At 65.9% G+C, this 19,195-nt stretch carries 15 protein-coding genes; 3 read left to right on the top strand and 12 right to left on the bottom strand.

The features are described 5' to 3' along the window. Nucleotides 1-18 precede the first annotated feature (18 nt). Complete coding sequence (locus tag ACFQ24_RS00465) at nucleotides 19-2,523, top strand: ABC transporter permease (RefSeq protein ID WP_380908273.1); 2,505 nt, start codon at nucleotides 19-21, stop codon at nucleotides 2,521-2,523. A 175-nt stretch (nucleotides 2,524-2,698) separates the two neighbouring features. After that, nucleotides 2,699-4,975, top strand: a complete 2,277-nt coding sequence (locus ACFQ24_RS00470) for an FdhF/YdeP family oxidoreductase (protein WP_380908275.1) — start codon at nucleotides 2,699-2,701, stop codon at nucleotides 4,973-4,975. Nucleotides 4,976-4,999: 24 nt separating this feature from the next. Here the strand turns inward: ACFQ24_RS00470 and ACFQ24_RS00475 are convergent, their stop codons facing one another. The 10 genes from ACFQ24_RS00475 to ACFQ24_RS00520 form a co-directional block, all read right to left on the bottom strand. After that, nucleotides 5,000-5,647, bottom strand: a complete 648-nt coding sequence (locus ACFQ24_RS00475) for a peroxiredoxin-like family protein (protein ID WP_380908277.1) — start codon at nucleotides 5,645-5,647, stop codon at nucleotides 5,000-5,002. A gap of 194 nt (nucleotides 5,648-5,841) precedes the next feature. After that, nucleotides 5,842-6,633 carry a class II aldolase/adducin family protein gene (locus ACFQ24_RS00480; protein ID WP_380908279.1) on the bottom strand — a complete coding sequence of 264 codons (792 nt, stop codon included), beginning with the start codon at nucleotides 6,631-6,633 and terminating at the stop codon, nucleotides 5,842-5,844. Between the two features lie 82 nt (nucleotides 6,634-6,715). Continuing rightward, nucleotides 6,716-7,681 carry an ABC transporter substrate-binding protein gene (locus ACFQ24_RS00485; protein ID WP_380908281.1) on the bottom strand — a complete coding sequence of 322 codons (966 nt, stop codon included), beginning with the start codon at nucleotides 7,679-7,681 and terminating at the stop codon, nucleotides 6,716-6,718. After that, nucleotides 7,656-10,244: a TonB-dependent receptor plug domain-containing protein gene (locus tag ACFQ24_RS00490; protein WP_380908282.1), complete on the bottom strand. Its 2,589-nt coding sequence runs from the start codon at nucleotides 10,242-10,244 to the stop codon at nucleotides 7,656-7,658. Before ACFQ24_RS00490 ends, ACFQ24_RS00485 begins: the two co-directional genes overlap by 26 nt. 122 nt (nucleotides 10,245-10,366) lie before the next feature. Further along, nucleotides 10,367-11,329 (bottom strand): ABC transporter substrate-binding protein, encoded by a 963-nt coding sequence (locus ACFQ24_RS00495; RefSeq protein ID WP_380908284.1) that lies wholly within the window; start codon nucleotides 11,327-11,329, stop codon nucleotides 10,367-10,369. A gap of 3 nt (nucleotides 11,330-11,332) precedes the next feature. After that, nucleotides 11,333-12,421 carry an LLM class flavin-dependent oxidoreductase gene (locus tag ACFQ24_RS00500; protein ID WP_380908286.1) on the bottom strand — a complete coding sequence of 363 codons (1,089 nt, stop codon included), beginning with the start codon at nucleotides 12,419-12,421 and terminating at the stop codon, nucleotides 11,333-11,335. A gap of 33 nt (nucleotides 12,422-12,454) precedes the next feature. Next, on the bottom strand, nucleotides 12,455-13,717 hold the full coding sequence (locus tag ACFQ24_RS00505; RefSeq protein ID WP_380908288.1) for a rhodanese-like domain-containing protein: 1,263 nt from the start codon (nucleotides 13,715-13,717) through the stop codon (nucleotides 12,455-12,457). After that, nucleotides 13,714-14,328 (bottom strand): cysteine dioxygenase family protein, encoded by a 615-nt coding sequence (locus ACFQ24_RS00510; RefSeq protein ID WP_380908290.1) that lies wholly within the window; start codon nucleotides 14,326-14,328, stop codon nucleotides 13,714-13,716. Before ACFQ24_RS00510 ends, ACFQ24_RS00505 begins: the two co-directional genes overlap by 4 nt. Then, entirely contained in the window at nucleotides 14,325-15,107 is a 783-nt protein-coding gene (locus ACFQ24_RS00515) for an ABC transporter ATP-binding protein (protein ID WP_380908292.1), read from the bottom strand. The genes ACFQ24_RS00510 and ACFQ24_RS00515 overlap by 4 nt, the downstream gene beginning before the upstream one ends. Nucleotides 15,108-15,109: 2 nt before the next feature. Then, nucleotides 15,110-15,928 carry an ABC transporter permease gene (locus ACFQ24_RS00520; protein WP_380908294.1) on the bottom strand — a complete coding sequence of 273 codons (819 nt, stop codon included), beginning with the start codon at nucleotides 15,926-15,928 and terminating at the stop codon, nucleotides 15,110-15,112. 294 nt (nucleotides 15,929-16,222) lie between these two features. Between ACFQ24_RS00520 and ACFQ24_RS00525 the strand changes: the two genes are divergently transcribed. Further along, a complete protein-coding gene (locus tag ACFQ24_RS00525) occupies nucleotides 16,223-17,059 on the top strand; it encodes a LysR substrate-binding domain-containing protein (RefSeq protein WP_380908296.1) in 837 nt (278 codons plus the stop codon). Nucleotides 17,060-17,073: 14 nt separating this feature from the next. Here the strand turns inward: ACFQ24_RS00525 and ACFQ24_RS00530 are convergent, their stop codons facing one another. Both ACFQ24_RS00530 and ACFQ24_RS00535 read right to left on the bottom strand, forming a co-directional pair. Next, nucleotides 17,074-18,021, bottom strand: a complete 948-nt coding sequence (locus ACFQ24_RS00530) for an NAD(P)-dependent oxidoreductase (RefSeq protein WP_380908298.1) — start codon at nucleotides 18,019-18,021, stop codon at nucleotides 17,074-17,076. 2 nt (nucleotides 18,022-18,023) lie between these two features. After that, nucleotides 18,024-19,193, bottom strand: coding sequence for an acyl-CoA dehydrogenase family protein (locus ACFQ24_RS00535; RefSeq protein WP_380908300.1), 1,170 nt, complete (start codon nucleotides 19,191-19,193; stop codon nucleotides 18,024-18,026). Between the last annotated feature and the right edge of the window lie 2 nt (nucleotides 19,194-19,195).

Raw genomic sequence — 19,195 nt, forward strand, 5'->3', positions numbered from 1 at the left:
GCGCACGGAGACGAGCCCATGTGGCGCAATTATCTGACGGTCGGGCTGCGGTCGCTGCTCAAGAGCCGGACCTATGCGGCGATCAACATATTGGGACTGGCGACCGGAATGGCCGCCTGCCTCATCATCCTGCTGTTCGTGCGCAACGAGCTGACGTTCGACGGGTGGATGGGGCATGCGGACCGGACATTCCAGGTCCAGACCTATTATACCGATCCCGAAAACGGCCAGCAGAATAATTTGCAGATGGCGCCCTATGTTGCGCAGGCGGCGCTGCGGAAGGATTTCCCGCAGATCGAGGCTTCGGTCCATATGCTGTCGGCCGGGCCGGTCGTGCTGCGCAACGGTGAGGCGAGCGAGGTTGAGGACATGCAATATGTCGACGGTCCGCTGTTCGACGTGCTGGACCTGCCGCTGGTCAGGGGCGACCCGCGCACCGCCCTCGCCAAGCCGGGCGACCTGGTGCTGAGCGAGAGCGAGGCGAAGCGGCGGTTCGGCGACGAGAACCCGATGGGGCAAACGCTGACGCTGATCTCCCGCGGCAATTCGGCCGACTATCGCGTCACCGGTATCTTGAAGGATCTGCCAAAGGCGTCGCACCTCAAAATTTCCATGCTCGCGCGCTACGATCCGGTGAGTTTCTGGGCGCAGCTGCCCGATTTCCTGCGCGAATATGGCTGGCAGTCGGGCTGGATCTACACCCGGCTGAAGCCCGGCGCGGACGTGGCCACGATCAATGCGCAGCTGCCGCAATGGGAGAAGCGCAATATTCCCGACCAGTTTTTCGGCGGCCGCCGGCTCAACCAGGGCGACGACATGGATTTCGCGCTGGTCAATGTGCGTGACGTGCATCTGGGCAAGGCGCAGAACGGGGCGATGACGCCGGGCAACGATCGCCGGTCGATCGTCACTTTCGCCATCGTCGCGCTGCTGATCCTGGGCATGGCCTGCGTCAACTTCGTCAACCTGGCGACGGCCCGCGCCAGCCAGCGCGCCCGCGAAGTGGCGCTGCGCAAGGTGCTGGGCGCGAATCGCCGGCAGCTGGTGCTGCAATTCATCGGTGAATCCATCCTGGTGTCGGCGGTCGCGATGCTGGTGGCGCTGGCGCTCACGGAATTGCTGTTGCCGCTCGTCAGCCGCTTCCTCGACGCGGAGCTGACGCTGCATTATTTCGGCAGCGGCGGGCTGATCCTGCCCATCGTCGGTCTCGTCCTGTTCGTCGGTGTTGCGGGGGGAGCCTATCCGGCCTTCTACCTGTCGCGGTTCCAGCCGGCGCGGGTGCTGAAGGCGAACAAGTCGGCGGCGGACGCGGAAGGATCGGGCCGGTTGCGCAGCGCGCTCGTGGTGGCGCAGTTCGCGGTGTCGATCGGGCTCATCATCTGCACCGCCGTCGTCTATGCGCAGACGATCTACGCCCGCAATTCGGACCCCGGCTACAAGCGGGAGGGGCTGATCCAGATTTCCGGGATCAGCCGCCCCCAGCTCAATCCCGTGCTGGACACCATGGTCGCGGAAATCGGCAAGCTGGACGGCGTGACGGCGGTCGGGCGCACCACCATCGGCATCAACACCAAGAACAGCACCAACAACGGCATCATCGTGCCGGGGCGGCACGACCCGATCAACATCGGCAGCTATCAGGTCGACACCAAATTCTTCGACACGATGGGCATCAAGCTGATCGCCGGACGGACATTCGACATCAACCGCCCGATCGACGATGCGACGCGGCCTTTTCCCGCCGATCCGGCGGCCGAGCGGGCCTTTGCCGCGCGGGGGGCCAATGCGGTCATCAACGAACTGGCCGTCCGCCGGCTGGGCTTCGGATCGCCGCAGGAGGCGATCGGCAAGCAGGTCCGGGCCAGCCTGGTGCAGGACGAATATGGCGGCAGCGTGCCCGTCACCATCATCGGCGTGGTGCGCGATTCCCGCTTCCGGTCGATCCGCGATCCGCTGGACCCGATCTTCTTCTACTATGACCGGGACAATCATAACGAGATGCTGGTGCGCTATAGCGGCAATCCGGCGACCGTGCTGGCGCGCATCGAGGCGGTGTGGAAGCGGCTGGCCCCCGACGTGCCGTTCAGCGCGCGCTTCGGCGACGACATCGTGCGAGACCTCTACCATGCCGAGGAATCGCGCGCGCAGGCCTTTGCCGCCTTCGCCCTGCTGGCGGTGATCGTGGGCTGCCTGGGGCTGTTCGGCCTCTCCGCCTTCACGGCGCAGCGGCGCACCAAGGAGATCGGCATCCGCAAGGTGCTGGGTGCGAGCACGGGACGGATCGTGCAGCTGCTGGTGTGGCAGTTCAGCCGCCCGGTGCTGATCGCCAACATCATCGCCTGGCCGATCGCCTGGTGGGTGATGCGCGACTGGCTGAACGGGTTCGACGCGCGGATCACGCTGACCCCATTGCCCTTCATCCTGGCGGGCGGGCTGGCGCTGCTGATCGCGGTGGCGACCATCGGCGCGCACAGTTTTCGCGTCGCGCGCACCAATCCCATCCATGCCCTTCGCTATGAATAGGCAGGTCCGCCACGCCCGATAAAAATTGCCTCTCCCGCCAGTTTCCGGCAACCAGCGACGGACGCGTTTCTTGTTTCGCCCGAGCGGCGATACGACCGACGCGTCCGTCCTCAAAATGAGGATCGGTCGCGCCGCGTGCCCGATGCGCAATCGATCGCACCAGGAGACTGCCCGGATGGCGAAGCGGAAGGATACGGTCCATTACAACGGGACCAAAGGCGGATGGGGATCGCTGAGGGGCATAGCGGAAGTCGCGTGGCGCGAGCGGCCCACTCTCGCGGCGATCGACACGCTGCGGCGGATGAACAAGGCGGGCGGCTTCATGTGCGTGTCGTGCGCGTGGGGGAAGCCCGAACATCCCCATGCCGCCGAATTCTGCGAAAACGGCGCGAAGGCAACGCTATGGGAACTGACCAGCCGCCGCTGCACGCCCGAGGTGCTGGCGAGGCACAAGGCAAGCGACCTCAAGACATGGAAGGACCATGATCTCGAGCAGCTTGGCCGCCTGACCCACCCGATGCGGTTCGATGCGGAGCAGGACATCTATGTCCCCTGTTCCTGGGACGAAGCGTTCGCGGCGATCGGCCGGGAATTGAAGGCGATCGATCCCAAGTCCGCCATATTCTATGCGTCCGGGCGGGCAAGCCTGGAAACCAGCTATCTCTACGCGCTGTTCGCCCGCGCCTATGGCCACAACAACCTGCCCGACAGTTCCAACATGTGCCACGAAACCACGTCGGTGGCATTGCGGACCGTGATCGGTTCGCCGGTGGGCACTTGCGTCCTGTCCGACTTCGACCATTGCGACGCCATCTTCTTCTTCGGCCAGAATACCGGCACCAACAGCCCGCGTTTGCTGCATCCCTTGCAGGAGGCGGTGAAGCGCGGCGTCAAGATCGTCACCTTCAACCCGATCGTCGAGAAGGGGCTGGAGGTGTTCAAGAATCCGCAAAGCCCGGTGGAGATGCTGACGCCCAAGGCGACGCGCATCTCCAGCCTTTATCTGCAGGTCAGGACAGGCGGCGACATCGCGGCGATCACCGGCCTCATCAAATATGTGCTCGCGGCCGAGGAACGGCGATGGTCGCAGGAGCAGGCCCATGTCCTCGACATCGACTTCATAGAGCAGCACACGGCCGGTTTCGCCGCGATGAAGGCGCATGTCGACGCGACCGGATGGGACGAGATAGAGCGGGAGAGCGGGTTGTCCCGCGCCGATCTGGAAGCGGCGGGGCAGATCTATGTCGAGGCGGAGCGCGCTATCTGCATGTGGGGCATGGGGCTGACCCAGCATGTCCACGGCTTCGACAACCTGACCATGTTGACCAACCTGTGGCTGCTGCGCGGCAATGTCGGGCGCGAAGGCGCGGGCATATCGCCGGTGCGCGGTCATTCCAACGTACAGGGGCAGCGCACCGTCGGCATTTCGGAGAAGCCCGAGCTGGTGCCGCTGGACCGGATCGCCGCGCAATATGGGTTCGAACCGCCGCGCGACGAAGGGATGAACACGGTCGAGGGATGCGAGAAGATCCTGTCGGGCGAGGTGCGCGCCTTCATCGGGCTGGGCGGCAATTTTCTGCGCGCCATTCCCGAAAGCGAGAACATGGAAGCGGCCTGGACCAAGCTCAACCTGACGGTGCAGATCGCGACGAAGCTCAACCGCAGCCACCTCGTCAACGGCAAGGTCGCCTACCTCCTCCCCTGCCTCGGCCGGTCGGAGCAGGACATGCAGGAGAGCGGCGCGCAGGCGGTGACGATGGAGGATTCGCTGTCCTGCATCCATGGTTCGTTGGGCAAGAACCGGCCGGCGTCGGCGCATCTGAGATCCGAGGTCGCGATCGTCGCGGGCATGGCGAAGGCAACGCTCGCGCCCAATCCGAGGCTGGATTGGGACGCGTGGACGGCCGACTATGCGCGCATCCGCGACGCGATCGAAGCAACCTATCCCGAGCAGTTCCACGACTTCAACGCGCGCGTGTTCACGCCCGGCGGCTTTTACCGCGGCAATAGCGCGCGGGAGCGGATATGGAAGACGAAGAGCGGCAAGGCGCAGTTTACCGTGCCGACCCGGATGAACGCCCTCGGCTTCGCGCCGGCGGAGGGGCGTTTCCGGCTGATGACGCTGCGATCCAATGACCAGTTCAACACCACCATCTACGGCTATTCCGACCGGTTGCGCGGGATAGAGGGGACGCGCGACGTGGTGTTGATGAACCCGGACGACATGGCGGCGGCGGGCCTGACCCGGGGGCAACGCGTCAGCCTGGCGAGCGACGCGGGGGACGGCGTCCATCGCCAGGTCGACGGCCTTGCCGTCACGCCCTTCCTGCTGCCGCGCGGCTGCCTGGCGGGCTATTATCCCGAGCTCAACCCGCTGATCCCGCTGTGGCTGCACGACGAGCAGTCGAAGACGCCAGCATCGAAGGGCGTGCCGGTCCGCATCCTTAGCTGACGGATGGATCGAAAGGGCGCGGCCCTAAAGCAGCGCCAGGATGCTGTCCGCCTCGGGCCGGTCGAGCCAGTCGGGGCTGACCTGAAGCGCGCGGACGACGCGGCCGGGGCCGACCAGCAGCACGGCGGGTTGGGGCAGCGTCCAGCTGCCCGTTCCGGTGACTTCGCCGATCCATCCGACCGGCGGCGGCGAAGGCCGGTCGTCGGGATCGAAGGCGATGCCGATGTGGCGGGCAAGGCCGTTGTCGGTGTCGGTCGCCACGGCGAAAGGCAGATCGTGCCGGACCTTGATGTCCATCAGACGATCCGCACGCTGCGGGCTGAGCGCCACCAGCGGGATGCCGCGCTCCGCCAGTTCCGGGTACAGCGTTTCGGCATAATAGGGCAGCGCGATGTTGCAGGCGGGACAGCCCGCGAAGCGGAAGAAGATGAAGAGCGCGGAGCGACTCTGCGTCAATTCCTCCAGCGTCAGCCGCTCTCCGCCGACCTCCTGAAAGGCGAAGTCGGGAAGCGCGTCGCCCGGCTGCGCGATAGCCGTGGGATCGAAGCGCTCCGTCAGGACGCGGCGCTGGCCGGCGTTCGCTTCCAGCTGGGCGGGCGCCCAGCTCCGCTCTCTTTCCGCCTGCAAGGCTGCGTAGCGGCTTTTAAGGGAGTGGGTGAGAAGTGTCGCCATAGTCGGAGCTCCATACGGGTTCGATCCATGATGATGGCGGAGCGTCATTGCCGCCAACGAGAGTTGCTGCTGAAAAAGCGATGATTTTTCATAGATTATGTGTCTGCGCGTCAGGGAGCGTCCTGCCGCGCGGACTGGCGCTGGTGATGGGACGAGGCCTAGCTTCAACTGCCGCTTGGTCATGGCGTGCCCTTTCAGGCGTCGAAGCCGGGCGACTGGCGTTCCGCCTTGCGCAGGGCGGCCTCCCAGACGAGGTCGTAATGCGACTTGCCGCCCTCGACCGGCTTGCGCTGGCGGCTGATCTGGCGGCGCACTTCCTCCTGCGCGGCTTCGGGCGCGATCAGGACATTGTCGCGGCCGACGGCTAGGCTGCGGACCTGGGCCTTGCAGGCTTCCTCCAGATGATAGATGCCACTGAATGCCTCGCCCGGAGACGATCCCAAGGCCAGCGTGCCATGGTTGCGCAGCAGCATGACCTTGGTGTCGCCAAGGTCTGCGACTAGCCGCTCGCGCTCGTCCAGGTTCAGCGCCACGCCTTCATAGTCATGATAGGACAGGCGCGGGATCAGGGCGAGCGCGCGCTGGTTCAGCGGCAGCAGCCCTTCGGCATGGGCGGAAACCGCCATGCCGTCGGCGCTGTGGAAATGGGCGATGTAGTGGGCGTCCTCGCGCGCGCCGTGGATCGCCGAATGGATCACATAGCCGGCATAGTTGATGCCATAGTCGCTTTCCCCGATGACGTTGCCATCGAGATCCACCTTTACCAGGCTGGACGCCGTGATCTCGTCGAACATCAGCCCGAAGGGGTTGATGAGGAAATGATGGTCCGGTCCCGGCGCCCGCGCGGAGATGTGGGTGTAGATGAAGTCATCCCAGCCATAGAGGGCGGAGAGGCGGTAGAAGGCGGCAAGATCGACGCGGACCTTCCATTCGGCTTCGCTGATGTCGGAATGGCGGAACCGGTCGTCTTTCAGGACTGTAGCCATGGCGATGCTCCTTTGGGCGCAAGTGTAGAGGGACGGCATGGGGCCGCCCAACGAGGATTTCTGAAGGGTCGCGAAGCACCGCTCATGCCGGGAAGATGCCGGGATCGATGATGGACGCCACATCGACATGAGCGGGCAGTTCGCCATCGGCATGGAAGCGATCGACGACGCGCTGAAGCGGCGCGATGACGGCGGCGTCAGGCGCGATCAGCACCGGATTCTGGCGCTCGACGATCAGTTTTGCGAGCTTGGGATCGACGCCGGTGGCATTTGCGAAGACGGCGGCATAGTCGGCCGGGTGCGCCTGCGCCCAGAGGCTGGCCTTGCGGAAGCGGGCGAGCACGTCCTTGAGCGCGGCCCGCTTGGCGGGATCGTCCAGCGCGGCCTGCGACGCGGCGATGAGGGTGAGGCCGGTGTTGATTCCCTGCCCGTCCCGCAACACGCGCGCGCCGCGTTGTTCGGCCGCGATCTGATAGGTGCCGAAGGTGGCCCAGGCGTCGATCCGCCCGGCGGCGAAGGCAGCGGCGGCATCGTTGGGCAGCATGAAGCCGATGTCGACCTTCCGCCGGTCGAGCTTCGCTTCCTTGAGCGCTTGGAGGAGGAGATAGTGCGAGATGCTGCCGCGCGCGCTGGAGACGATGACGCGGTGGCCAGCAAGCTCGGCCACTGATCGGATCGGAGAGCCGGGCGGCACGATGATGCCGATGTCGCGGGTGGAGGAGACGGCACCGGCGATGATCTTCAACGGCACCTTCGCCGCTGCCGCGAGCACGACCGGCAGGTCGCCCGCCGGCGCGATATCGACCGCCCCGGCGTTGAGGGCTTCGAGCAAAGGCGCGGCTCCGACGAAATTCGCCCATTCTATGTCGTAGGACAGGTTGCCAAGTGCATGCGCCGCCTCCGCCTTCGACTGGAGGAGATGGACCTGATCGCCCAGCACCAGCTTGGTGCCACCGCCCTTCCCGCCCCCGCCACAGGCGGACAGGGCAAGGGCGGCCGCGCCGGCAAGGAAGGTGCGCCGGTCAGAATGCAAGAGCGATCCGTCCATAATAATAGCCGCCTGCCGGGTTGAAGGGCGACGGGCCATAATAGCCCTGCCCAGTCTGGGGATTGCCCGGCCCGTTGGTTTCGGGGCGGACGTCGAAGAGATTGGTCGCGCCGACCGAGAGGGTTGCGAAGTCGGTCACCTTCGCGCTGATGCTGGCATCGGTGATGATCTTCGCGCCGAAATAACGGTCGTCGCCGGCCGCCGTGCGCTGGGTATATTTACCGTAGCGGGTGGCGGTGACGCTGACGCCGAAAATGCCCTTCGACCAGTTGAGCGTGCTCACCAGCTTGGTGTGGGGCTGGAGCACTTCCAGTTCCCCGATCTTGTCGCCGCCGAAGAAGACGGAGCCGGCGCCGAGCAGCGACGTGCCGTTGGCGGCGAAGAGCTGCGACGGGGTGGCGACGACATCCGTCACGTCCGTCTTGGAATAGTTGAACGCCAGCGTCAGGCCGAACTTGCCGAGATCGCCAATGGTGCGGCTATAATCGGCGACGAGGTCGAACCCCTTGGTTTCCGTGTCGGCGGCGTTGATGAAATATTCCGCCTGTTCGATGTCGGAGAGGCCATTGGCCGCGAGGATCGCTGAGATGCCGGGGCCGAACAGGCGGCCGGTCCTCTCCACTCGGTCCTTGATTCGAATATAATAGCCGTCGAGCGTGATCGAGAGCGCCGGCGTTGGCGTGAAGACGAAGCCGAGGCCGGCGTTCCAGGTCTTTTCCGCCTTGAGCGGCTTGGCGCCCAGCAACTGGCCGACGGTCGAGTCCGCCGTCACCAGCTTGGCGACGGTGGGGCGCAGTTCGGTCTGGCCAGTGGCGGGGTTGAAGAAAGAGGAGGTGCGGCCGTCCGTCTGCGCATAGCCGATCTGCGTCAGCGAAGGCGCGCGGAAGCCGGTGCCGACCGTGCCGCGGATCGCCAGCGCGGGGCTAAATTCGTAACGGCTGTTGAGCTTGAGGCCGATGGGGCTGCCCGATCCGTCGTCATAATGTTCGGCCCGGATTGCCGCGCCGATATACCAGGCGTCGGCGGGGTAGATGCCAAGGTCGACATAGCCGGCATAGACTTTCCGGCTGATGTCGGCTTCGTCCGCCGGCGAGAGGACGATCGCGCCCTGCACCACCGGCGAGGCGATGCGCCCGACATTCCAGTCATATTGCTGATCGCCGGGTTTGAAGGTGTAGGTCGCGGGCTGATAAGCGAGCGGATCGCCGGCGAAGGTGCGGAAGCGGTCGAGCCGATATTCGCCGCCGATCGAGATTTCGAGCGGCTTTGCGAGGCCGATGTCGACGCTGCGGTGCAGGTCGGCATTGTGGGTCCATTGGCGGAACTCGAAATTGGCGAGGTTGGGCCATTCCGTGGGGCCGGTCGGCCCGAGCGAGGGACGGACCGACAGCTTGGAGAATTGATGGCTGTAATTGCGGCCGAAGGAGGAGGAGACGTCATAGTCCCACCCTGCCAGCGTGCCGCGCAGGCCACCGACGAACTGGAAGTCGTTTTCCTCGATATTGTTGAGCGGATAATAGCCGTCCGGGAACTGCGCCGTGAAATTGGCGGTGCTGTTGGGGCGACGGAAGTTGTTGCCGATCTGCGCGTCACGCTCGCCATAGGTGCCGAAGCTGTAGAGGGTGACAGTCTCCGTCACCGGCAGCTCGGCATTGTAGCTGAGGTTGAACGCCTTGATCTGAGGATCGCCATTATGCGCGCCGTCGCGGTTCCACTGCGCGTTGCGGGCGTTGGCGGCGGCGACGTTCGCCTCCACCTGGGCGCGGGTGAGGCCGCTCGTCGCCACCACCTGGTCGATGGTGCGGCCGGGCGGAAGGCCATAGAGGTTGGTGTCGGTGGCGGGCAGGTTCCACCATGCGCCGCCCCGCTTGCGGATGTCGCCGCTGATCGTCAGGAAACCGCCATTGTCGCCGATCTTCGTGCCGTAGCGGATCGTCCCCTTCCAGCTGTCCGGCTTGCCATTGGCGTCGTAGAGCGTGCCGTAGGTGAAATCGCCGCTCAGCCCTTCCTTCTTGGCGAGCTGGATGTTGATGACGCCGGCAATCGCGTCCGTACCATATTGGGCGGCGGCCGAATCCTTCAGCACTTCGATCCGGTCGATCGCGCTGGTGGGAATGAGGTCGATGTCGACCGGGTTCGCGCCCGATGTGTCGGCCGTCGAATTGTTGAGAAACGCGCCGTTGTGCCGCCGCTTCCCGTTCACCAGCACCAGCGTATAAGCGGGCGCGAGGCCGCGATTGGTGACGGGGCGGCCGATGGAGAAGACGCCGGCATGGGTCGCGCCGAAATTGAGCGACGGAAGCAGCTTCGACAGCGCCTCGCCGAACTCGGCCGAGCCGGTCGCCTGCAGCTTTTCCGCGCCCACGACATCGATCGGCGCAGGGCTTTCCGCGACCGTGCGGGGCGCGCCACGAACGCCGGTGACGATGATCGTGCCGGCGTCGGCCGCGGCGTCCGCGGCGGCCTGATCGGGCGCGGAGACGCTCTGCGCGCCGGCCGGCGAGACAGCGAAGGTGACAGCCGAAAGCGCTGTCGAGAAAAGAAATAGGCGGCTTTTGATCATTGTAATGAGTCCCCCACAGGATGTTGAGGGCGGTCTATTCTCTATGGATTTAGTTGATAAATGAGTTCGGTCATCCATCGATGACTTCAGCTAAACTGAAGATCGGCTTGGTTGCGGAAAACTTATTCTTGGCCCTTGCCGAAGCTGCCGTCGAAGGCGAGCCGCACGTCGCGCGGGCCGGTGATGAGGCCGGCCTTCTGGAAGCGGGCGGTGATCGCTTGCTCATGCGCGACGATGCCGGCGTCGATCGGACGCGAAACGCGATTGCTCCGTTCGAAACTGGCGCGCGCGATGTCGAGCGGCAGACCGGTCTCCTTCGAGAGCACCTGCGCGAACTGATCGGGATGCTGCCGCGCCCAGGCCACGGCCTTCGCTTCCCGTTTCAGGAAGTCGGCAAGCAGGGCGCGCTTGGGATCGATCGAATCCGCATGGGCGATGTCGATATAGAGCGGCAGGCCATAATCCTTCGCGTCCGCGACGGCGCGCGCGCCTTCCTTGATGGCGACGTTGGTATAGGGCGTCCATGTGGCCCAAGCGTCAATGGAGCCGCTGTCGAACGCTGCCTTCGCATCGCCCGGCGGCAGGAAGGTGACGCGCACCTTGTCCACCGGGATTTTGGCGCGCTCCAGCGTCTGGAGCAGCAGATGATGGCCGATCGACCCGCGCGTAGTCGCGACGGATTTGCCCACCAGATCCTGCGGGCCGCGCAGGGGCGAACCGTTCTTCACTAGGATGGCGAGCGCTTCGGGCGCCTGGTTGGCGGGGGCCTGCACGGCGATGGCCTTGACGGGGCTGCCGCTCTGATAGGCGAAGATGAAAGGCGCGTCGGCAGCAAGGCCCAGATCCGCAGCGCCGCCGCCGACCGCCTCCAGCAGCGGCTGGGCGGCGGGAAATTCCGACCACTCGACGGTGTAGGGCGCGCCTTCCAGAGCACCGGAGGCGAGCATCATCGCCTTGACCTGCCCCTTCTGGTTGGCGACGCGCAGCACCTTGTCGTCGCCGCGATGAAAGGTCGCGGCGGCAAGGCCGAGGCCCGCCACCGCGACAATGGCCGCCGACAGGAAGGCGACTTTTCGTTTCGACATGGATCAGCCCGCCAGTGCGAGGCCGGCCGCGTCGCGCTGCGCCACCTTGGCGCGCACGAGCGGCAGCAGTTCGCGGCCGTAAAGGACGGAATCACCCAGCGGATCGAAGCCGCGGATCAGAAAATGGTCGATGCCGATGTCATAATAGTCGAGCATGGCGTCTGCCACTTGCTCTGGCGTGCCGACGAGGCCGGTGCTGTTCCCAGCCGCACCGGTCAGCGCCGCGACGCCAGTCCACAGGCGCTTGTCCTGCCGGTTGCTGCTGGCAGTTTCGAGGAGGCGGAGCGAGCCTGTATTGGGCGGCCGATGGCCAGTGAGCGGCAGGCCGGCGGCGACGCGATTTTCGCGCACCTGTTCCTCGATCTCGGCAGCGCGCTTCCAGGCTGCTTCCTCAGTGTCGGCGATGACCGGGCGGAGCGAGAGCGAGAAGCCGGGGCTGCGGCCATAGCGCACGGCGGACTTGCGGACGGCGCGGACCGTGTCCTGCACGGCGGCGAGGGTTTCGCCCCAGAGCGCATAGACGTCGGCATGGCGACCGGCGACATCGATCGCCTCGTCCGACGATCCGCCGAAGAAGACGGGGAGATTGTCGGGCTTGATCGCGCTGAACGCCTGGCGGATGTCGTAGAACTTGCCCTGATGATCGAACGGGTTTGCGGCGGTCCATTCCTGCCGCAGGATGGTCAGATATTCGTCCGTGCGGGCGTAGCGGTCGGCCTTCACCGTCTTCGTGTCGCCGTCGCGCGCCATTTCTTCATCGGGGCCGCCGGTGATGATGTGGACGGCGACGCGGCCACCCGACAGCTGGTCCAGCGTCGCGAGCTGGCGCGCGGCGACGGTCGGCTGGGTGAAGCCGGGGCGATGCGCGACGAGGAAGCCGAGGCGCGTGGTGCGCGCGGCGGCATGGGCCGCGACGATCTGGCTTTCCGGGCTGTTGGAGCCGAAGGGGATGAGAACGCGGTCGAAGCCGCCCTCCTCCTGCGCCTTCGCCGCCGCATCGACATAGTCGATGTCGAGCGCGCGGCTGCGCACGGCCGACTGGGTTTCGGAAGCGTTGTTGAAGCCGATATAGCCGATGAATTTGACGCTCATGATGCGTCCTCCTCGATCCTGAGTTCGGTCTGGTCAGATGACGTAGAAGCCGTGGGTGCCGTCGCGCTCCAGTTGGGCGACCAGGCCATATTCCCAGTCGAGATAGGCCTGCATCGCGGCGGCCTTGTTGTCGGTGCCTTCATAAGGGCGCTTGTAGCGACCTTCGGGACCGCGGGGCGACGGCGCGCCGTCAGGGCCGCGCTCCAGCTGCGCGGCGGACCAGTCGACGTCCAGAACATAGACTTCCCAGCCCAGCTGCGCGAGCCACGAGGCGGTCATGTCGGCGCGCACACCAGTGGGATCGGTGACGACGATGCGCGCGCCGCGCACTGGCGCATTATGATCGGTTTCCTGCACGAGCTGGCCGCCCTGCGCGTTGCGGAAGCCGGGCAAATGGCCGCTTTCATATTCGCGCGGCTGGCGCACGTCGTAGAGATAGAGGGTGCGCGCCGTTTGGGCTTTCAGCGCCTCCAACTCGTCCCAGCCGATCCGCTTGACGCCGGCGCGATAGGCGACGTCGCGGGCATGGGCGCGCGCTTCCTCGGTCGCGGCGTCGTCCACTTCAGGCGCGGCGCGGGTCTGGCCGGTTTCCAGATCCTGCCCCGCGAGCGTCCAGCCGATCGTGCCGTTGCGCAGCGCGTAGACCTTGTTCGGGATGCCGGCATTCACCAGCGACTGCGCGCCAATGATCGAGCGGGTACGGCCGGCGCAGTTGACGATGATCGTGGTGTCGGGATCGGGCGCGATGGTCTGCGCGCGCAGCACCAGTTCCGCGCCGGGCACGCTGGTGCCGGTCGGGATGCTCATCGTGTTATATTCGTCGTAGCGGCGGGCATCGAGGATGCGGATGTCGGCCTTTTCGCGGATCAGGGCCTGGACTTCCTCGGCGGGCAGGCTGGGGGTATGGCGGCGATGTTCGACCAGTTCGCCGAACGCCTTGCTGTAGCTGTTGACGTCCTCGAACAATTCATAGCCGGCGTCGCGCCAGGCGGTGAGGCCGCCTTCCAGCTCACGCACATCGGTATAGCCCAACGCCTCCAGGCGAACGGCGGCCTTGTGCGCCAGGCCTTCGCCATTGTCATAGACGACGATCGGCGTGTCGAGACGGGGGATGCGCCAGCGCGCTTCTTCATCGACGCGGCGGAGGGGAATCTGTGCGGCGAAAAGCGGATGACCCTGCGCGAACTCATGCTCCTCGCGCACGTCGATCAGGGCGATCTCGCTGCCGATCAGGAGCGCGTGGCGGATGTCCTGCGGGGTGGACGTCTGGATGCGGTCAAGCGTGTCGGTGGTCATGCGTTTCTCGATCTGTCCCAGAGGTTGGGGATGACGCGATTGGCGTATCCCGAGATGAAGGTCTTGGGCGTGCCGTCCAGAGCGTAGGTCGCGCGTTCGACCGCGCCGATATTGGCGCCATAGACGTGGATGCTGACGGACGGCCGGTCTGCAAGGCCGTTGGTGACGCGGTGGATGTCGCCGATGCGCGGCGAGACGGCGTCCACTTCGCCGGCGCGCAGAAGCTCCTCCCCCTGCGCCACCAGTTCGCCCGAAGGGAGGCGGTCGAAGCGCTCCACCTTCTCCACACCGCGCAGGACGCCGACGAGTCCCCAGACGCTGTGGTCGTGGATGGGAGTGGACTGGCCGGCGCCCCAGACGAAGCTGACGACGCTGAAGCGTTCGCGGCTGTCGCAATGGAGCAGATATTGCTGGTAGCGATCGGGATTTGGCTGGGCGAACTCTTGCGGCAGCCAGTCGTCGGTGGCGATCAGGCGCGCGAGCAAGGCGCTGCCGCTGTCGAGGATCGCCTGTTCATCGCGGGTTGCCGCCAGCAGATCGGCAAAGGCGGTGACGAAGCCGCGCAGACGGGTCGTGTCGATCGGCCGTTCGAGGGTGGCTGCTGCCGTCATTCGGCGGCTTCCAGCGTGGGCGCGAAAGGGACAACGCCATGATCGTCGCCGCCCAGGGTGGAGAGCAGCTTTTCGCGCAGGCGGGCGGAGAAGCTGGCGCGCTCGCCGCGCGGTGCGGTGATGCGTTCTTCAGCGACGATGCGGCCCTTGTCGAGCACCAACACGCGGTCGGCGAGCGCGATCGCTTCCTCGACATCATGGGTGACGATCAGCACGGCCGGGCGGTGCCTGCGCCAGAGCGACAGGACGAGGTCGTGCATCCTGTAGCGGGTGAGCGCGTCAAGCGCGGCGAAGGGTTCGTCGAGGAGCAGCAGCTTGGGTTCGCGCACCAGCGCGCGAGCGAGCGCGGCGCGCTGCGCCTCCCCGCCCGAGAGGGTCAGCGGCCAGGCGTCGATGCGGTGGCCAAGACCGACTTCCTTCAGCGCCGCTTCGGCGCGGGGGCGGATGTCGCCCTTGAGGCCGAGACCGACATTCTTCCAGACGGGTTTCCAGGGAAGCAGGCGCGCGTCCTGAAACACGACGGCGCGACTGTCAGGCACTTCGACATCCTGCCCCTGCACTTCGTCGAGGCCGGCGAGCGTGCGCAGCAGCGTCGTCTTGCCTGAGCCGGAGCGGCCCAGCAGGGCGATGAACTCGCCGGGCGCGATGTCGAGATCGAGGCCGTCGATGATCGTGTTGGGGCCGAAGCGGCGGGTGAAGCCGCGCAGGCGAACGACCGGATCGGGACGGGGCTGGTGGACGGCGGTGTCCACCGCGGAAAAGCCGAGGCGAGCATCCATGCTTATTGCTCCACTATGCTGGGGCGCCAGATGAGGGCGCGGGCTTCGAGGGCGCGGACCAGCCAGTCCGCGCCGAGGCCGAGGATCGCGTAGACCATGAGGCAGACGACGATGATGTCGGTGCGCATGAAATCGCGGGCGTTGTTGATGAGGTAGCCAAGACCGGCCGAGGCATTGATCTGCTCCGCGACGACCAGGACCAGGATGGAAACCGAGAGGGCGTAGCGCAGGCCCACCAGCAGCGAGGGGAGCGCCGAGGGCAGGACGATATGCCAGATCTGTTCGGCGCGGCTGAGGCCGAAGCTCTTGGCGGCGTCGAGCAGGCGCGGATCGACGCCGCGGATGCCGCTGTAGAGGTTCAAATAGACCGGGAAGATGGTGCCGAAGGCGATCAGCGCCACCTTGGGCGTTTCGCCGATGCCGAACCAGACGATGAAGAGCGGGGTGAGCGCCAGCGCGGGGATGGTGCGCTTGATCTGCATGAGCGGATCGACCGCCAGCTCGCCAGCGCGGGAAAGGCCGGCGGCGAGGCCGAGGGCAAGACCCAGCCCTACGCCGATCAAAAGGCCCGCGGCGACCCGGGCGAAGGAGACGAGCAGGTTGGAGGGCAGTTCGCCCGAGATCACCATCTCAACAAGTGTGCCGATCACCGCCGAGGGCGCCGCCAACGTGCGTTCAGGGATCAGGCCCGACCGCGATCCCAGTTCCCACAGCAGCAGCAACAGCACCGGCGAAAGCCAGCGGCCGCCAAAACGGGAGAGCGAAAAGCTCCGCTGCCGCGCCGTCTTCGGGTGTGACTGTCCAATCGCCAAACTTGCCATGATCCGCTTTCTTCATTCAGATGCGGCAAAGCCCATCATGTATTGTCTACCAATTCAATTAAGTTTTTCTCCGCTGACCTATGAGCGATGATCATAAGGTTCGATTTGGCGCTCCGGAGCGTCGACGCACCGCAGAAAATGGCGGATCGCGGCCCCTCTCTCGTTCTGATCAAGATTTATTTGCCGTCCATCAATCTCTACTATTTTGCTCGATATATAAGTGCAGGCGATAGGAGAGGCTCCGTTCCCTCCGCTGGGTCGGGCCTGTCCTCCCCTTCTGCGAGAAAGTCCGTCGTGCCGGTCAACCTTCCCACCAACCTGCTGCGCAGCTTCGTCGCCATCGTGGATACCGGATCGATGCTGAACGCGTCGGAACAGGTGTTCGTCACCCAGTCGGCGCTCAGCCTTCAGATCAAGCGGCTGGAGGAGCTGGTGCAGCAGACCCTGTTCCTTCGCGAAGGACGGCGGCTGAACCTCACGACTGCGGGCGAGGTGATGCTGGATTATGCGCGCCGCGTGCTGCTCCTACATGATGAGGCGGTGGCGGCGGTGAGCGCGGGGCGCTTCGCCGGGCCGGCGCGGATCGGGATGGTGCAGGATTTCGCGGACACGCTGCTGTCCGGGCTGCTTTCGCGCTTTTCGGAGCTGCACCCCGACGCGCAAATCTACGCCCGGGTCGCCGGCACCGCCGAGTTGCAGGCGCTGCTGGATCGCCGGGAGCTGGACATCGTGCTGGGCTTCGCCGCGCCCAACGATCCCCATGCGGTGACGGTCGCGGCGATGAGCTGGTATGGCGACGCGGGCCTCCTCGATCGTCCCGTCATCCCCCTTGCCGTGCTGGAAGAACCGTGCCGGTTCCGCGAGGCGGCGATCCGGTTGCTGGAGGACGCCGGGTTGCAATGGCGGATCGCGGTGGAGACGCCCAATCTCGCCACGCTGAAGGCAGCGGTCGGCGCGGGGTTGGGCATCACCTGCCGCACCCACCTCTTCATCGGGAAACAGGAAGCGCTGGCGCATGATCGCTTGCCCGAGCTGCCGCGCGTTGCCGCCATATTGCGGGCGGGCGACAAGCTGGACAGCGCGGCGCAACGGCTGACGGAACTGGCGCGGGAGACGGTGCAGGCGCTCTGACGCGCCGATGCCGTTTAGTAACCCCGCGCTGGATCGATCACGTCTGTGGGCGTTTCGCCGCGTACGAAGCGGCTGATGTCGTCGCGCACCTTTTCCAGCAGGCGGTGCCGCATCAGCGTGTAATTGCTGGAGATGTGCGGCGTCAGGCGCACCTTGGGATGGACATAAAGCGGATGCCTATCCGGCAGCGGTTCCGGTTCCGTCACGTCGAGCGTGGCGAAGCCGGGGCCGTCCGTCCGGTCGAGCGCCCGGATCAGGGCGTCCTGGTCCACCACCGATCCGCGTGCCACATTGATAATGTGGGCGCCGGGCTTCACCCGCGCCAGCAGTGCATCGTTGAAGAGATGGCGTGTCTGCGGCGTGGCGGGCACGGCGATCGCGATATGGTCGGCGCGGGCGACCAGCGCGGGCAGATCGTGCAGCAGTTCGACGCCACTGATCCCCGCCTGCGCGCCCGATCTACGCAGCGCCACCACCTGCGCACCCAGGGCGAGCGCGCGCTGCGCCACCGCCCGGCCGATCGCGCCCAGCCCGACAATGCCGACTGTGGTGCCGGACACGCGGCCGAGGGGCGTCTGTTTCCATTCCGCGCGAGAGCGGACCGTCACTGCCTCCAGATTCTTCGCCTGCGCATAGATGGCGGCGATGACATAGTCGGCGATCTCGTCCGATGCGACGCCCCGGCCGCAGGTGACGAGCGGCGCGTCGAGCAGCCAGTCCGGATAGAAATCGATGCCGGCAGACGCGCTATAGACCCATTTCAGCCGGCCTGGCCAAAGCGAGGGCCGCTGCACGCGAGGCTGACGCCAGGCGGGCGACGGGCGGACGAGCAGCAGGTCGGCTTCGGCAGCGGCGGTCCAGGGTTCGTCCTCCGCCACGTCGATGACGACCGGTGCGATCGGATGCTGCCCCAGGCCCTTGTTGAAATCAGCGTCCAGCTGGCTGGCTATGATGAGCGACATGGTTACTGCCCCAGCGCCGCGCGGCCGGCGGCGACCAATATCGTGTCGGTCTGCGGCGAATGGATGCGGCTGCACAGCACGTCGCGATAATGGCGTTCGAGCGGGTTCTTGCGGCTGAGGCCGGGATTGCCGGTCAGTTCCAGGCCGATCTCCACCGCGCGGATGGCGTTGGCGGTCGCGACATATTTGATGGTGTTGACCGCGATCGCGCTGGGCGGCGACCCGGCGTCGTAGCGCGCGGCGGCATCGCGGATCAGCGTGGCGTTGACCTGGAGCAACGCTTCGATCTCCCCAAACTTCTCCTGTACGCGCGGCAGGGTGGCGAGCGACGCGCCGAGGTTGGAGGGTATGCGATCATTGAGATAGGCCGCGAGCCAATCGCGCGCGGCCCGCGCCACCCCATCATAGATGGTTGAGATGGCAAGCGCGTTCCAGATGGCGAGGCTGGGGTCGCCCGCTGCCGCCGCCCATTGCTGCGGCAGGCGCACATCGACGGCATGGTCGAGCGGCGTCGGCGTGTCGGCGAAATGGACGGCGTGGCTGACGGTGGCACGCATCCCCAGATGATCCCAGGCGTGTTCGATCGTGACGCCGGGGCTGCCGGCCTTCACCAGGAAATTGCCGACGCGGGGATTTTCCTCGTCGGTCTTGGCCCACACAGAGTACCAGTCCAGTCCGGTCGATCCGGTCGAATAGATTTTCGTGCCGCTGATCGCCCAGCCGTCACCCGTGCGCCGCGCGATCGTGGCGGGCAGGCCGCCGCGCACCGGGGTGCCGAGTTCGGGTTCGACGCGCAAGCCCCCGATCAGGCCCCTGCCCGCGACCGCATCGGCAGCGAGCCGCTCATAGATGGCGGGCCAGCCCTGCGCGCGATGCGGGTTGGCATGATAGTGATAGGTCATGAAGAGGATGAGCGCGGTCGATGGCTCACCCTTCGCCACGGCGGCGAGCACGCGCAGCGCCTCTGACAGGTTCGCGCCGCGCCCGCCCAGTTCCGGCCGCACGGTAAGGCCGATCAGCCCCTCCCGCGCCAGCAGATCGAAGGGCGCACGGGGAAATTCGCCGCTGCGATCATAAGCTTCGGCATGAGCAGCCAACTCGCGTGTCAGCCAATCGAGATAATCGTCGGTGATCTCGGGAAGATCTTCGGAAGCGGCGAGACGGGTTGCCATGA

It is taken from the genome of Sphingobium olei, from assembly GCF_042678845.1.
Lineage (GTDB): Bacteria > Pseudomonadota > Alphaproteobacteria > Sphingomonadales > Sphingomonadaceae > Sphingobium > Sphingobium olei.

What these genes read in the sequence shown, in the direction of transcription:
- ACFQ24_RS00465 (WP_380908273.1), top strand. Translation starts at nt 19, where the DNA reads ATGTGGCGCAATTATCTGACGGTCGGGCTGCGGTCGCTGCTCAAGAGC.
- ACFQ24_RS00470 (WP_380908275.1), top strand. Translation starts at nt 2,699, where the DNA reads ATGGCGAAGCGGAAGGATACGGTCCATTACAACGGGACCAAAGGCGGA.
- ACFQ24_RS00475 (WP_380908277.1), bottom strand. Translation starts at nt 5,647, where the DNA reads ATGGCGACACTTCTCACCCACTCCCTTAAAAGCCGCTACGCAGCCTTG.
- ACFQ24_RS00480 (WP_380908279.1), bottom strand. Translation starts at nt 6,633, where the DNA reads ATGGCTACAGTCCTGAAAGACGACCGGTTCCGCCATTCCGACATCAGC.
- ACFQ24_RS00485 (WP_380908281.1), bottom strand. Translation starts at nt 7,681, where the DNA reads ATGGACGGATCGCTCTTGCATTCTGACCGGCGCACCTTCCTTGCCGGC.
- ACFQ24_RS00490 (WP_380908282.1), bottom strand. Translation starts at nt 10,244, where the DNA reads ATGATCAAAAGCCGCCTATTTCTTTTCTCGACAGCGCTTTCGGCTGTC.
- ACFQ24_RS00495 (WP_380908284.1), bottom strand. Translation starts at nt 11,329, where the DNA reads ATGTCGAAACGAAAAGTCGCCTTCCTGTCGGCGGCCATTGTCGCGGTG.
- ACFQ24_RS00500 (WP_380908286.1), bottom strand. Translation starts at nt 12,421, where the DNA reads ATGAGCGTCAAATTCATCGGCTATATCGGCTTCAACAACGCTTCCGAA.
- ACFQ24_RS00505 (WP_380908288.1), bottom strand. Translation starts at nt 13,717, where the DNA reads ATGACCACCGACACGCTTGACCGCATCCAGACGTCCACCCCGCAGGAC.
- ACFQ24_RS00510 (WP_380908290.1), bottom strand. Translation starts at nt 14,328, where the DNA reads ATGACGGCAGCAGCCACCCTCGAACGGCCGATCGACACGACCCGTCTG.
- ACFQ24_RS00515 (WP_380908292.1), bottom strand. Translation starts at nt 15,107, where the DNA reads ATGGATGCTCGCCTCGGCTTTTCCGCGGTGGACACCGCCGTCCACCAG.
- ACFQ24_RS00520 (WP_380908294.1), bottom strand. Translation starts at nt 15,928, where the DNA reads ATGGCAAGTTTGGCGATTGGACAGTCACACCCGAAGACGGCGCGGCAG.
- ACFQ24_RS00530 (WP_380908298.1), bottom strand. Translation starts at nt 18,021, where the DNA reads ATGTCGCTCATCATAGCCAGCCAGCTGGACGCTGATTTCAACAAGGGC.
- ACFQ24_RS00535 (WP_380908300.1), bottom strand. Translation starts at nt 19,193, where the DNA reads ATGGCAACCCGTCTCGCCGCTTCCGAAGATCTTCCCGAGATCACCGAC.